A 13,452-nucleotide genomic window follows, 5' to 3' on the forward strand; every position below is an offset into this window, starting at 1 on the left:
TCGAAGGTCGATATTTCCTCCGATGTCCGGGATGGCTCCCGTCGATGGACGGGTGACGACATCCTCGGAGGGCGACACAACAGGTCCCTTGCGCCCGTCGCTTCAGGGGGGTACGTCGTCGCGCTCCCCCATGAAGAAGAATTACGTTCTCGACGCGAACGTCCTGCTCCACGACCCCCACGCGATCTTCAAGTTCGAGGACAACGACGTCATCATCCCGATCTACGCGATCGAGGAGATCGACCAGTTCAAGCGGGAGGGCTCCGAGCGCGGGCGCAACGCGAGGACCATCGCCCGGCTGCTCGACGACGTCCGCGGCGCCGGGACGCTCGCGACGGGCGTGCTCCTCGAGAGCGGCGGCACGCTGCGGATCGCGATCCCGGAGCGGCGGCCGGAGCTGCTCGTGGGGCTGGAGTCGGGCTCACAGGACAGCGCCATCCTGCAGACCGCGATCGACATCCGCGACCGGCACAAGGATCGGCCGACCATCTTCGTGACGATGGACACGAACCTGCGGATCCGGGCCGACGCGCTCCGGATCCCGGCGGAGACGTACGAGAACCAGCGGGTGAACGACCCGGCCATCGAGCAGTCGGTGGTGGAGCTCGAGGTGCCCGGCGCCGAGGTCGACGCGTTCTTCCAGAACGGCTTCCTCGCCGGCGCCAACCTCGCGGAACTCCTGCCGAATTCGGCGGTGCTCCTCCGCGACGCGGGGGCGCCGAGCCACACGGCGCTCGGCCGCTTCGACGCGGCGCGCGGGCAGATCGTCGCGCTGCGCGTCGGGCGGGAGGGGGTGATGGGGGTCCGGCCGCGGAACAAGGAGCAGGCCTTCGCGCTCGACCTCCTGCTCGACGATTCGGTCCGGCTGATCACGCTGATCGGCAAGGCGGGGACGGGCAAGACGCTCCTGGCGCTCGCGGCGGCGCTCAAGCGCACGACGGAGGACAACGCGTACAGCCGGCTGCTCGTGAGCCGGCCGATCATGCCGCTCGGGCGCGATCTGGGCTTCCTTCCGGGCGACGTGGACGAGAAGCTGAACCCGTGGATGCAGCCGATCTTCGACAACCTCGAGTTCCTCTTCTCGAACGGCGGCACGAAGCCGGGGCGCGACGCGCGCGGCTTCGTGGAGCTCCTGGAGAGCGGGCGGATCCAGGTCGAGCCGCTGACGTACATCCGCGGGCGCAGCCTGCCGCACCAGTACCTCATCGTGGACGAGGCGCAGAACCTCACCCCGCACGAGGTGAAGACGATCATCACGCGGTGCGGCGAGGGGACGAAGATCGTGCTGACCGGCGATCCGCAGCAGATCGACAATCCGTACGTGGACCACGCGTCGAACGGCCTGCTCGTGGTGGCGGAGCGGTTCAGGCGCGAGCGCATCGCGGGGCACGTGGTGCTCGCGAAGGGCGAGCGCAGCGAGCTCGCGGAGCTCGCGGCGAACCTGCTCTGAGGCGGGCGGCGCCGGGGGCGCGGCGCGATCGTGGGGCGAGCAGGGGTGGGGCGAGCAGGGGTGGGGCGAGCAGGGGCGGGGCGAGCGGAGGTGAAGCGCGAGGGAAGGGAGCGGAGGGCCGTGGCGCGGCGTCCTCGGGTTAGATCGGCGGAGCAGGCGGCGCCGCCGGCCTGGGTGCCGGACGCCGATCGGCTCCTCGGCGCCGCGGCGCGGCGGATCCGCGTGGTCGGCGCGAGCACGCCGGTGAACCTGGTCGAGGAGCTCGCGCGGCTCGCCGCCGCGTGGGGGCGGGGGGGCGCCGAGCTCCCGCGCTTCGCCTACGCGCCGGCGCAGGATCACAGCGAGCTCCGGAGGGCGATGGAGACGGCCGCCGAGCGGCTCGCGGGGCAGGGGGAGCTCGGCGCCGTGTACGCCGGGCGCGCGCGAGAGCTCGCGGCGGAGGCCGCGATCTGCGAGGCCGCGGGCGGGGTGGGGTGCTGGGCCGCGGCACGCCGTCGCTACGCCGCGCGCGACGCGTTCGACGAGGAGGCGGACGCGCTCGCCGCGACCTGGGTCGAGGAGGCGGCTGGCGCGGCGGCGAGCGAGGAGGCGCGGGTGCGGAGCGATGACGCGCGGTCGCCCGGGTCGCTCGTGTCGCGAATGCGGCGCGAGATCGGGGCGCGGCGCTTGCCGCTCCGGGTGGTGATCGCCGACATCGCGCCGCTCGCCGCGACGGGCGACGGGGTGATCCAGATCGCGAGGGGGCGCATGCTGACGCGCGACGACGTGGAGCGCACGGTGCTCCACGAGATCGAGGGGCACGCGGCGCCGGGGGTGCGCGCCGCGGGGCTCCCGCTCGGGATCTTCTTGATCGGGACGGCGCACGGCGGCGACGATCAGGAGGGGTGGGCGCTCGCGCGCGAGCGCGCCGCGGGCTACCTGGTCGGCGCGCGCCGGACCGAGCTCGGGCTGCGCCACCTGGCCGCGCGGAGCGTCGAGCGTGGCGCCGGCTTCGTCGAGACCGCGCGGCTGCTCGAGGTGCGCGGGGCGCGCTCGACCGGGGACGCCCTGCGCATCGCGGCGCGGGTCCACCGGGGCGGCGGTCTGGCGCGGGAGGTGGTCTACCTGCCGGCGTTGCTGCGCGTCGAGGCGCTGCTCCTGGCGCAGCCGGCGCTCGGCCAGGTGCTCGCCTCGGGCAGGGTCTCCGTGAGCGCGGCAGCGTCGCTTTCGTCCTGGGCGGGGGTGAGCTGACTGACCCAGGTTGAGGTGCCCGACCCAGGTTGGGGTGACCGACCCAGGTTGAGGTGCCCGACCCAGGTTGAGGTGCCCGACCCAGGTTGAGGTGCCCGACCCAGGTTGAGGTGACCGACCCAGGTTGGGGTGACCGACCCAGGTTGAGGTGCCCGACCCAGGTTGAGGTGCCCGACCCAGGTTGAGGTGCCCGACCCAGGTTGAGGTGACCGACCCAGGTTGAGAGAGCAGCGGCCGTCCCAGGTTGAGGGGAGCCGACCGTGGTTGCGGTGAGCTGTGGTGAGCTGGCGACCTCGGTTGCCTGGTTCGAGCGGGAGGATGGGAAACCCGGAAGAAAATTCCGGCCGTCCCCTGAACTTCACACCTTCCCGTCGAGCCCATCCGGTGAAATGGAGGACCACCGGTTCGTGAGCGGAGCGAAAGGATGCTGCGTGAAGGGAAGGATCACTTCAGCCGTGCGAGCGCGGCACGGAACGCGCTTGTCGTGTCCGTCGGGAAGCAGGTCGTCCCGCGCGCGGGGGCGCGATCCGGTCGACAGCGCGCCGCGGAGCCGGCTCCCGGAGGGCCCGGCGCGGTGGGGTCAACGGACGGAGGGGGACATGAACTCGAAGAAGGTCATGGAGAGGAGGCCGAGACGGGCGCCGCGGGGCGGTGAGGCCCCCACGGTGCTCCTCAAGGACGACCTTCACGTCGTCGACCTGGGCGCTGGCGTGATGCTCGACGTGTTCATCAACGTCGAGGGCCGGCTCACGACGTTCGTCAGCCTGGACGGCCAGCTCATCGCGGAGCTCCGCGTCGCGGGTCACGCCTGAACGAGGACCACGCGGCGCTGAGCAGGGCGGCGCGGAGACGGGGAGAGCGCCTCGAACATTCCCCCGCGCCTTCGCGCCTCTCCTGGTGTGCACCCGGACAGATCCAGCGACCGGCCGCGCCCGCGCGCTCCTCCGGCGCTCACGGGCCCGAGAACTCCCGCACGACGCGGAGGATGCCCTCCCCGTAGCTCGAGATCTTCGCCTGCCCCATGCCCCGCGCGAGCGCGAGATCGTCGAGCGACGCGGGCCGGATCCGCGCGATCTCGCGGAGCGTCCGGTCGTGCGCGATGACGTAAGCGGGCAGCGATTTCTCCTTGGCGAGCGCGGCCCTGTGGGCGCGGAGCGCCTCGAACAGCGGCGCGTCCTGCTCCTCGAGCTCCGCGCCGGGCTCCGCCCGCGCTGCCGACGAGGCTCCCCCCGCGGCCGCCGGGGCGGCGCGCGCCGGCGCGGAGGGCGCCGCCGTCGTCCCGGAGGACCGCACGGCGGCCGCTGGGCCCGGCGCCGCACGGCGCAGCGGCCTCCGGCGCGCGGCGGGAACCGGCAGCCGCACCCGCGTGGGCACCTCGCCGCGCATCACGCGCCAGCCCGCCGGCGTGACGAGGGGGACGGGGAACTCGCCGGTGGTGAGATCGATCCACGCGTTGGCGAGCAGGACGCGCAGGATCGACATGGCCTCGTCGTGGCTCTTCCCATCGAGGACGCCGAACGTGGAGAGCCGGTCGAGCCCCATGCGGCGGACGCGCTCGTTCGAGTCGCCGACGAGCATCGACGCGATCGCCTGCATCCCGGCGCCGCCCTTCGCCCGGGCGACGCCGGCCAGCGCGCGGCGCACGAGGTCGTTGTCGCGGGCGAGCGCGGCCGGGTCGCTCGCCTCGAGCGCGTCCACCTCGAGGCAGACGTCGCAGTGGCCGCAGCCGCCGAGCGACTCGGCCTCGTCCCCGAAGTAGCGGAGGATGAAGTCGTGCCGGCACGTCGCGGCGTCGATGTAGCGGAGCAGCTCGCGGAAGAGCCCCCACGCGCGCGCGGCGTCGTCGGCGTTCGCCTCGACGCCCCCCTCGCCGAGCTGGCAGAGCCGGCGGCGCAGCGCGATGTCCGCGGGCGCGAACAGCAGGAGGCCGCGGGCCGGATCGCCGTCGCGGCCGGCGCGTCCGACCTCCTGGTAGTAGGCCTCGATCGACGACGGCGGCTGGGCGTGCACGACCAGGCGGACATCGGGGCGGTCGATCCCCATCCCGAAGGCGTTCGTGGCCACGACGACGGAGAGGCTGCGATCGGCGAAGCCGGCAGACAGGCGGGCGCGCGACTCGGGGGCGAGGCCGGCGTGGTACGCCTCCGCGTTCCAGCCGGCGTCGCGGAGCGCTTCGGCGAGGCGCTCCGCTCCCTTGCGGGTCGCGGCGTACACGATGCCCGCGCCGCGGGGCCGCCCGGGATCGCCGAGGGCGTCCAGCAGCGCGCGCGCCGTGCGGCGCCCGGCCTCGCGCGGGCCGTCCACCGCCGAGACCTGCAGGTGGAGGTTGGGCCGGGCGAACCCGCGCAGGATGACCTTGGGCGGCGGCTCTTCGGACCCGCGCCCGTCCTCGACCGCGTCGGCGCCGGCATCGGCGTTGGACGACGCCAGCGGCCAGCCGAGCCGGCGGATGATCTCGTCGCGCGCGTCGGGGGTCGCGGTCGCGGTGCAGGCGAGGACCCGAGGTGGGCGGAGCCGCGCGATGGCGGCGCCGATGCGCAGGTAGTCGGGCCGGAAGTCGTGACCCCACTGGACGATGCAGTGCGCCTCGTCGACGGCGACGAGCGAGAGCCGGCTCGCGGCGAGCGCCTCGAGGAAGCCGTCGAGGGCGAGGCGCTCGGGCGCGGCGTAGACGAGCTTGTACTCGCCGCGGCGCAGGGCGGCGAGGCGCCGGCCGTTCTCCTCGCGCGAGAGGCTGGACGCGACGAACGTGGCGGGGATGCCCCGCGCATCGAGCGCGCGCACCTGATCTTCCATCAGGGAGATGAGCGGGCTCAGGACGAGCGTCGTGCCGGGCAGGGCGACGGCCGGGAGCTGGTAGCAGAGCGATTTGCCGCCGCCGGTCGGCGCGACGACGAGGACGCGGCCAGCGCCCCCGAGCAGGGCGTCGATCGCCTCGCGCTGCCACGGCCGGAACGCGGCGATGCCGAACCGGTCCGCGAGCACGGCGTCGATCGACGGCGGCGAGCTCTCGGGGGGGCGCAGCAGCGAGGGGGCGAGGCGCTCGGTCAGATTCGACAAGGGGGGCTCCGCGAAGACCATGGCGGCGGCCTCGAGCGAGCGCCGTGCCCGCCGCGAGCCCTAGCACTTCCGCGCGCTTGCGTCGCGCCGGCGGTGGCGGCGCCATGGCGGCGCAGCCACCGCCGGCGCGGGCGCCCGGCGCGGCGCGGGGCCTGCGCGGCCCGGCCCCATCCTCGTCGGGGGCCCGGCCGGGCGGTGTCCGGCCCGCGGGCGGCGATCAGGCCTGCACGACGCCGATGCCCTTGGCCAGCGTTTCCATGTCGTCGAAGTGATAGACGTGGCGACCGGGGCTCCCCTGGAGCGCGGCCGCGACCATCGCCCCGGCGACGGTCCTCGCGTCGATCGGGCGGTACCTGCGCAGGCCGCCCTTCATCGTGAAGCGGAGCGTCTGCGCCGCCGCGACGCCGATGGCCTCACCCTTCCTGGCCTCGCCCCGCTCGCCGAGCAGCAGGCTCGGGCGCAGGACGTGGACCGACGCGAAGCTCGCGGCGGAGAGCTCCTGCTCGAGCTCGCCCTTCACGCGCAGGTAGAAGCTGGTCGAGCGCGGATCGGCGCCGACGGACGAGACGAGGACGAACTGCTTCACCCCCGCCTTCTCGGCGAGCCGGGCGACGGTGATCGGGTAGCGATAGTCGATCTGGTAAAAGGCCTCTTCGGACCCGGCCTTGGCGATCGTCGTCCCGAGGGCACAGAACACGTCGGTCACCCCGGCGAACTCGGCGCCGTCCAGCTCGTCGAAGTCGACGATGCGCTGGGAGAGCCGCGGATCCTCGATCGGGGCGGGGCGGCGCAGCAGGGCGATGACCCGCCCGTACGCGGGCTGCTGCACGAGGAGGCGCAAGCAATGGCCGCCGACGAGGCCTGTTCCTCCCACGATGAGAGCTGTCTTGTCGACCGTCATGAGCTCCTGTTGCTGCGGAATCACCCGCGGAGCGCGCCGCCGCGGAGATCCACAGTCCTACCGCGCAGCGTAACCGAAGCAGCGCCCGATCGATAGCGGCCGTCCGCGCGTGGCGCGGGCGGGCGGGCTGAGCTGGACTCCCACGCCTCCTTTCCTCGTGCGCTCGGACTCTACATTGTCTGTGGTTCACCGCGCGCAAAGCGCGCTGGGGCGTGCAGCCGGGACGGCAGAGCCGTCGCGCGCTGCAGAGCGCGGGGGCGGCGCGGCGCGCGGCTCACGCGGGCGCGGCGCTGGCCTTGTGCGAGATCTTCGTACGCTGGGCGTGGAACGCCTTGACGGCCATCGGGATGACCTGCTCCCGATGCTTGGGAACCGTGTTGTGCGGCAGCTGCTCGACGGGCCACCAGGTGCCCGTGGCCGGGACCTCGGCGAGCTTCGCCTGGTGGACCCGGGACAGCATCCAGCCGCGCGCGGCGGCCGAGAAGTAATCCCCGATGAACGTGAAGTCGGAGATCGCCATCCCGACCCGATCGAGGACGTGCTCGGGCTGCTCGCCCGGCGACAGCACGCTCCCGGGGCAGCCCCACGCTCCGGGCTCCGACTCCGACGCTCCGCGCTGGGTCAGGAGCACCTCGAGGGCGCCGGAGTCCGCGTTCTTCCGGAGGCACACGGCGTCCGCGGCGAGGTGGATCGGGAGCCTGGAAATGGCGTTGATGAGCGAGCTGCCGATCGGCTCCCTCGGGTCGACATACCCGAGCAGCCAGCCGGCCATGGATCGGATGAGCCTCATCGGTCCACCCTCCCCGCGGGCATGCGGTGGGGCCGCTGGCTCATCGCCGCGCGCCGCCCGTTCCGGCGAGGGCGCGGGAGCTGTTCAGGGCTGGACGTCGCGCCAGAGCCGGTCTTCGTGCCGCTCTCCGAGCGGCGCGGTTCGGTCGATGGGATCACGGTTCGAGTTGGATCTAGCATAGGGTGTTGCGTTGGGTGCGTTGTGCGTTGTCGCGTCACGGGGAGCAGGCTCAGATCTTCATGCCGTTCCTCCTGTCATGTCGGACCGCTCCGACGACGTTGAAGAGCCTACAATGGGCTCTGTTTCATTGTCGTTTCATTCGTGCAGCCCGAGCGTGAATCATCAACTTGCGTTGTTGCTCGCGTGTTTCGCGAGCTCCTGACGCAGGTGTTCGGGCGTGCTGGGCGAGAGTCGTTGATGCCCCGGACCGGGCGAGCGCACATGGGCTCGCCGGGCGGGCGAGCGCACATGGGCTCGCCGAGCGACCGGTGTCATCGGCGTGTCAGCGGGGCAGCTGTCGGACCTTCGGTGCCGGCCGGCCGCGCTCGTCGTCCTCGGTCACCTCCGCCTCGACGTCGATGACCTGGCCGGCCGCTGGCTGTCCTCGGGACGCGCCGGCGCGGCCGCCGGGGTGCTCGCCGAACGGCCCGCCGCCGAAGTCGATGACCCGCATGCTGAAGAAAGCGCCGGGGCTCGGGCCCTGTCCGCCGAAGCCGGCGGCGCTCGCCGCGACCACCCGCCGCTCGAGCCGCTCCCGCACCGCCGCCGCGATCCGGCGGCGCGCGGGCGGGAACAGGAGCAGCAGCCCCGCCACATCGGTCAGCACGCCCGGCGTGATGAGCAGCGCCGCCCCGAGGAGCACGAGCAGCCCACCCGTGAGCCCCTCGTCCGGGATGCGTCCCTCGGTCATCGCGCCCCGCCAGGCGGCGAGCACCTTGAGCCCCTCGCGCTTGCCGAGCGCCGCCCCGAGGATCGCTGTTCCGAGCGCGATCGCGACGGTGGGCCAGAAGCCGATGACATCGCCGATCGAGAGAAGCAGCCAGAGCTCCACGATCGGAACCACCGAGAAGAGCAGGATGAGCTTGCCCATGACCCCCGTCTAGCGCCGCCCGCCGCGCGGCGCACGTCGTCGCGCCGGCCGTCGCCGCGGCGCCGCGCCGCCGCGCCGCCGCGCCGCGACACGGCCCGCCGGCCTTCTCGCGGTCGGCCGCTCTGCCGCGGATCCCGCGCCGGAGTACCGGCCGCGGTGAGAGTGCGCTAAGACCGCCTGTCCCGGAGAAATCCATGACGACTGTCCCGGTGGAGCAGGAAAAAGTGGAGGCGTGCCGCGCATTTGCCTCCGACATCGCCGACGAGGTGCAGCGCTTCATCGACCGCCACACCACGGTGGGGGTCGAGCGCACCGTGGCCCGCGCCTACGGCGTGGTCGGCGCGGACGCCGAGGGGACGCCGCTCGCGAACGCGCTGGTCGATCGCATCCACAAGGCGGGGCAGGCAGGCCGCGGCGTGGCGTACCACCTCGGCCGGGCGCTGTGCGAGGGCGCCGCGTCCGTGCAGGAGGCGGCCGAGATGCTGGCGTTCAGCGAGGCGGCCGAGCTCGGTCCGGGCCCGTCCGTGGGCGAGGCGCGCGGCGCGCTCGAGGCGGCGACGCGGGAGGCGATCGCCCGCATCGACAGGGCCCGTGACGAGCGCGAGGCCAACAAGGCGGCGCACCGGGTCGGCGTCGCGCCGCTCAAGTACGTCATCGTCGCGACCGGCAACATCTATGACGACGCCGTGCAGGCCAAGGCCGCCGGCTTCGCTGGCGCCGACATCGTCGCCGTGATCCGCGCGACGGCGCAGTCCCTCCTCGACTACGTCCCCGAGGGGCCGACCACCGAGGGGTACGGCGGCACGTACGCGACCCAGGAGAACTTCAGGATCATCCGCCGCGCCACCGACGAGGCGACCCGCGACACAGGCACCTACCTCGCGCAGACGAACTACTCGTCCGGCCTGTGCATGAGCGAGATCGCCTGGATGGCGGCGGTCGAGCGGCTCGACATGCTGCTCAACGACGCGATGTACGGGATCCTGTTCCGCGACATCAACATGCAGCGGACGTTCATCGATCAGTACTTCTCCCGCAGGATCATCGCGAGGAGCGGGATCGTCATCAACACGGGAGAAGACAACTACCTCACGACCGCCGACGCGGTCGAGAAGGCCCACACGGTCCTCGCGTCGCAGTTCATCAACGAGGCGTTCGCCAGGCGCGCGGGCCTCCGCGAGGAGCAGATGGGCCTCGGCCACGCGTTCGAGATCAACCCCTGGCTCGAGGACAGCCTCCTGTTCGAGCTCGCCCAGGCCCAGCTCGTCCGGCAGATCTTCGATCGCCACCCGATCAAGTGGATGCCGCCCACCAAGTTCAAGACAGGGGACATCTTCCACAGCCACGTCCACGACGCCATGTTCAACCTGGTCGGGATCACGACGGGCCAGTCGATCGAGCTGCTCGGGATGTTCAGCGAGGCCGTCCACACACCGCTCCTCATGGATCGGTATCTCTCGCTGAAGAGCGCCCGCTACATCTTCACGGCGGCGCGGCACCTCGGCGACGAGATCCAGTGGAAGCCGGGCGGCATCGTCGAGTCGCGCGCCCGCGAGGTCCTCGACAAGGCGCACGCGCTCTTGCGCGAGGTCGAGCGGGAGACCCTCTGGGACGCGATCGGCCGCGGGGCGTTCGGCGACGTGAAGCGGACGCGCACAGGCGGGAAGGGGTACTCGGGGGTCGTGGTCCGGCACCCGGAGTACCTGAACCCGATCCTCGAGGTGCTGGAGCGGCCGTAGACCGCCCGGCCTTTTCCGCGCTGACGAGCCAGATCGACGGGAACGGAAGGGATCCCGCCGAGGCGGCGGGCGTCGGCAGGCGCGCCATTTGCCATGAGTCGTCAGGAAGCGAGATCTCTGGCGCTCCTGGCGTCCTGGCGGATTGTCCCTCTCTCGTCCGGGCGCCGCGCTGGATGGGCGCTTTTGCCAGGCTTTTGCCAGGCTTTTGCCAACATCGCGCGCGAGCCGCTCTCGAAAGCCAACTCACTGAGGTCTTCGAAAGACGTTCTTCCCGGTCTGGCGCGCCTCTGCGCGCGCCCGCGATCATGCGATGGCCCTAGCCACGCGAGGCCGCCAGGCGCTACTGTCGATGGGGGTATCGGCGCCTTCCCCTGGAGACAGAGGTGAGCATGACACAGCGAAACATCCTGCGTGCATATGGCGATCGCGAGGGCGACGGGATGGTCCAGATGTCGTTCACGCTCCGCGTCCTGCCGGGCGACCGCGCGCGAGAGGCGGCGAAGCGCTTCGCCGAGGCGCACGGCCTGCGCGAGCCGCTGGTCACGGCCATGGAGCAGGCCAGCCGGGAGCACACCTACTTCGTCGTCTACGGACACTCCCAGCACGGGGTGGACATCTCCGACATCGAGGTTGAGGAGCTCGCCGCCCAGCCGCTCACGCGCGACCAGATCGAGGCCCAGGCGAAGAAGCTCGGCCGCAAGATCGTCGTGGTCGGCGCCTGCACCGGCAGCGACGCGCACACCGTGGGCATCGACGCGATCCTGAACTACAAGGGGTTCGCCGGAGAGAAGGGGCTCGAGAGCTTCAAGTGCTTCGACGCCCACAACCTCGGCGCCCAGGTCGAGAACGCCGAGCTCTGCGAGAAGGCCAAGGCGCTCGGCGCCGACGCCATCCTCGTCTCTCAGGTGATCACGCAGCGGAACTGCCACAAGGAGAACGCGGCGGCGCTCATCGAGATGGCGACACGGCAGGGCTTCCGGGACAAGGTGATCCTGCTGCTGGGCGGCCCGCGCATCGATCACAACCTCGCCGTCGAGCTCGGCTTCGACGCCGGCTTCGGCCCGGGCACGAAGCCGATCACGGTGGCGTCGTTCCTCGTCGAGCGGCTCGTGGGCAGGGCGTAGCGATCAGGCGACCAGCAGGTGGTAGGCGGCCGAGAGCTCGGCGAAGCGCGCGGTGCGCCGGGCGTGCTCGCCGGGCTGCCCGGCGCCGCGGTCGGGGTGCAGGACCGCGGCCATGCGGCGGAAGGCGCGGCGGATCTCGGCCTCGGTCGCGCCCTCGCGCAGGCCGAGCACCTCGAGCGCGCGGCGGCGCGGCTCGTCCACGCGGGCGGCGCGCGGCGCGCCCGTCGAGGCGCCCCGCGGCGGCGCGCCCGTCGAGGCGCTCCGGGCGGCGCCCGCGCTCGCGACGCGCCGGTGGCGATCCCGCGCGCGCGGGCGGCCGTGGAGGAAATCGCTCGGCGCGAGCGGGCCCGTCTGCCGCAGCGACCCGGCGAGCGGCCTCGCGGTGTGGAAGCAGATGGTCGCCTCCTCGATGGCGAAGAGCGCCTCGAGGCGGGCGCGGAGCTGGATCCGGAGCGCACGCTCGACCGCGCTCTCCGGGATGAGCCCGGCGGCCACGAGCACCTCGCCGGTCCGGCGCCCCCGGTGCGCGGCGACGAGCGACGCGAGCCGCTGGATCGAGGGCCCGGGCGCGGAGCCGTCCTGCGCGAGGATCTCGCCGAGGCGGGGGACCTGCAGCGGCGTCTCGACGGCCGTCACGAGGCCGGAGAAGAGCTGGATCCGGTGCTGGCGGCCGGGCACCGTGGAGCCGGTCGGCGTCCGGAGCTCGCAGAGCTCGAGGAGCCCGGTCGTCCTCTCACGGTGCAGCGCGCCGAGCAGGTCTCCCAGGGTCGATGTGGAGAGGCGGCTGGGCAGTTGCATCGAACGCGGCGTTAGCACCGCCGCCCGCGATCGGGCAAAGAAGCAGCGGCGGGCTCGGCGCGCCGGCGCCGTGGGCTCGGCGCGCGGCGTGGACGGGACTGGTAGGGCCCGCCCGCGCGCACGATGGCGGATTTGCGCGCACGAATGTGCGCCCTGGCCGAGGCCCGGTGTGCGAAGCTCCGCGCGAAAACGGCCCGGCGCACCGCGCCGGCGCGCGGATCAGGAGGAATCTGCGATGGGCTTGCTCGACGGAAAGGTCGCGATCATCACGGGGGCCGGCGGCGGGATCGGCCGCGAGGAGGCGCTGCTCTTCGCCCGCGAGGGCGCGAAGGTCGTCGTCAACGATCTCGGCGGCGCGCGCGACGGGTCGGGCTCGAGCGACGCGATGGCGGCCCAGGTCGCGGAGGAGATCCGGGCCGCGGGCGGGCAGGCCGCGCCGAGCTTCGACAGCGTGACCACCCCCGAGGGGGCGGCGAGGATCGTGAAGGCGGCGGTCGACGCGTTCGGCAGGGTCGACATCCTGGTCAACAACGCGGGAATCCTCCGCGACAAGACGCTCCTCAAGATGGATGAGGGGATGTGGGACGCGGTCGTCGCCGTTCACCTGAAGGGCACGTTCCTGTGCACGCAGGCCGCCGCGAAGCAGATGATCGCGCAGGGCGGGGGAGGGCGGATCGTCAACACAACGAGCGTCTCGGGGATGCTCGGCAACTTCGGACAGGCCAACTACGCCGCTGCCAAGGCCGGCATCTACGGCCTCACGCGCACCGCCGCGATCGAGCTGCAGAAGCAACGGATCACGGTCAACGCGGTCGCGCCCATCGCCAAGACGCGCATGACGGAGGATCTGCCCATGTTCCAGTCCGCCGGCGACACGCTCACGCCGGCGCACGTGGCGCCCGCGGCGCTGTTCCTCGCGTCCGACCTGTGCGCCGACCGGACCGGCAACGTCCTCGCCGTCGCCGGCGCGCAGATGTACATTTACAAGGTCGTCCAGAGCCCCGGGAAGTTCAAGGACGAGGGCGGCATCTGGACCGCGCAGGAGATCGCCGACCACTGGGACGCGATCAACAAGCTGTGATGGCAGCGCCGGCGCGCCGGCGGTGCGGCCTCGCCGGCGCGTCGGCCGGAGCGGGAGGCGGCTGTGGCGGACGCGACGGACGCGAGGGGGCTCCGCGCGCGCCGACCGTTGCTGTGCTGATCCCCGGATGCTAGGTTCGAACCGCTTCCTGGGTGCGATTGGCGCATCGGCGTACTGTTCGAGCAGGTC

Annotated in this window: 11 protein-coding genes; 6 read left to right on the plus strand and 5 right to left on the minus strand. The window is 72.7% G+C overall.

Translation table 11 applies throughout. From position 1 onward, the window contains the following. The first annotated feature begins 130 nt into the window (after window positions 1-130). From WME85_RS17340 to WME85_RS17350, 3 genes are all read left to right on the plus strand, one after another. Window positions 131-1,450: a PhoH family protein gene (locus tag WME85_RS17340; protein ID WP_437310446.1), complete on the plus strand. Its 1,320-nt coding sequence runs from the start codon at window positions 131-133 to the stop codon at window positions 1,448-1,450. A gap of 174 nt (window positions 1,451-1,624) precedes the next feature. Continuing rightward, on the plus strand, window positions 1,625-2,680 hold the full coding sequence (locus tag WME85_RS17345; RefSeq protein WP_437839654.1) for a tyrosine/phenylalanine carboxypeptidase domain-containing protein: 1,056 nt from the start codon (window positions 1,625-1,627) through the stop codon (window positions 2,678-2,680). A gap of 599 nt (window positions 2,681-3,279) precedes the next feature. Next, window positions 3,280-3,492, plus strand: a complete 213-nt coding sequence (locus WME85_RS17350; RefSeq protein WP_437839655.1) for a hypothetical protein — start codon at window positions 3,280-3,282, stop codon at window positions 3,490-3,492. Between the two features lie 139 nt (window positions 3,493-3,631). Here WME85_RS17350 and WME85_RS17355 read toward each other — a convergent pair whose 3' ends face one another. The 4 genes from WME85_RS17355 to WME85_RS17370 form a co-directional block, all read right to left on the minus strand. Beyond that, window positions 3,632-5,740, minus strand: a complete 2,109-nt coding sequence (locus WME85_RS17355; protein ID WP_437839656.1) for a RecQ family ATP-dependent DNA helicase — start codon at window positions 5,738-5,740, stop codon at window positions 3,632-3,634. 217 nt (window positions 5,741-5,957) lie between these two features. After that, entirely contained in the window at window positions 5,958-6,641 is a 684-nt protein-coding gene (locus WME85_RS17360; RefSeq protein ID WP_437839657.1) for an oxidoreductase, read from the minus strand. 274 nt (window positions 6,642-6,915) lie between these two features. Continuing rightward, window positions 6,916-7,431 carry an NUDIX hydrolase gene (locus WME85_RS17365; protein ID WP_437310451.1) on the minus strand — a complete coding sequence of 172 codons (516 nt, stop codon included), beginning with the start codon at window positions 7,429-7,431 and terminating at the stop codon, window positions 6,916-6,918. Between the two features lie 502 nt (window positions 7,432-7,933). Continuing rightward, window positions 7,934-8,521 (minus strand): FxsA family protein, encoded by a 588-nt coding sequence (locus WME85_RS17370; protein WP_437839658.1) that lies wholly within the window; start codon window positions 8,519-8,521, stop codon window positions 7,934-7,936. A 194-nt stretch (window positions 8,522-8,715) separates the two neighbouring features. Between WME85_RS17370 and WME85_RS17375 the strand changes: the two genes are divergently transcribed. Further along, a complete protein-coding gene (locus WME85_RS17375) occupies window positions 8,716-10,260 on the plus strand; it encodes a lysine 5,6-aminomutase subunit alpha (protein ID WP_437839659.1) in 1,545 nt (514 codons plus the stop codon). A gap of 389 nt (window positions 10,261-10,649) precedes the next feature. Further along, window positions 10,650-11,384, plus strand: a complete 735-nt coding sequence (locus WME85_RS17380; protein WP_437310454.1) for an OAM dimerization domain-containing protein — start codon at window positions 10,650-10,652, stop codon at window positions 11,382-11,384. A 3-nt stretch (window positions 11,385-11,387) separates the two neighbouring features. Here WME85_RS17380 and WME85_RS17385 read toward each other — a convergent pair whose 3' ends face one another. Beyond that, on the minus strand, window positions 11,388-12,182 hold the full coding sequence (locus tag WME85_RS17385; protein WP_437839660.1) for a J domain-containing protein: 795 nt from the start codon (window positions 12,180-12,182) through the stop codon (window positions 11,388-11,390). 235 nt (window positions 12,183-12,417) lie between these two features. Here WME85_RS17385 and WME85_RS17390 point away from each other — a divergent pair, with 235 nt between their 5' ends. After that, the gene (locus WME85_RS17390; RefSeq protein ID WP_437310456.1) at window positions 12,418-13,263 is read left to right on the plus strand and encodes an SDR family NAD(P)-dependent oxidoreductase; all 846 of its coding nucleotides are present in this window, start codon (window positions 12,418-12,420) and stop codon (window positions 13,261-13,263) included. Window positions 13,264-13,452: the final 189 nt, after the last annotated feature.

Source organism: Sorangium sp. So ce1153, assembly GCF_051521595.1.
In the GTDB taxonomy this organism is placed as follows: Bacteria; Myxococcota_A; Polyangia; order Polyangiales; family Polyangiaceae; genus Sorangium.

Bases quoted from the DNA above. Each gene is read 5' to 3' on its own strand.
- WME85_RS17340 (WP_437310446.1), top strand. From the start codon at position 131: ATGAAGAAGAATTACGTTCTCGACGCGAACGTCCTGCTCCACGACCCC.
- WME85_RS17350 (WP_437839655.1), top strand. From the start codon at position 3,280: ATGAACTCGAAGAAGGTCATGGAGAGGAGGCCGAGACGGGCGCCGCGG.
- WME85_RS17360 (WP_437839657.1), bottom strand. From the start codon at position 6,641: ATGACGGTCGACAAGACAGCTCTCATCGTGGGAGGAACAGGCCTCGTC.
- WME85_RS17365 (WP_437310451.1), bottom strand. From the start codon at position 7,431: ATGAGGCTCATCCGATCCATGGCCGGCTGGCTGCTCGGGTATGTCGAC.
- WME85_RS17370 (WP_437839658.1), bottom strand. From the start codon at position 8,521: ATGGGCAAGCTCATCCTGCTCTTCTCGGTGGTTCCGATCGTGGAGCTC.
- WME85_RS17375 (WP_437839659.1), top strand. From the start codon at position 8,716: ATGACGACTGTCCCGGTGGAGCAGGAAAAAGTGGAGGCGTGCCGCGCA.
- WME85_RS17380 (WP_437310454.1), top strand. From the start codon at position 10,650: ATGACACAGCGAAACATCCTGCGTGCATATGGCGATCGCGAGGGCGAC.
- WME85_RS17385 (WP_437839660.1), bottom strand. From the start codon at position 12,182: ATGCAACTGCCCAGCCGCCTCTCCACATCGACCCTGGGAGACCTGCTC.
- WME85_RS17390 (WP_437310456.1), top strand. From the start codon at position 12,418: ATGGGCTTGCTCGACGGAAAGGTCGCGATCATCACGGGGGCCGGCGGC.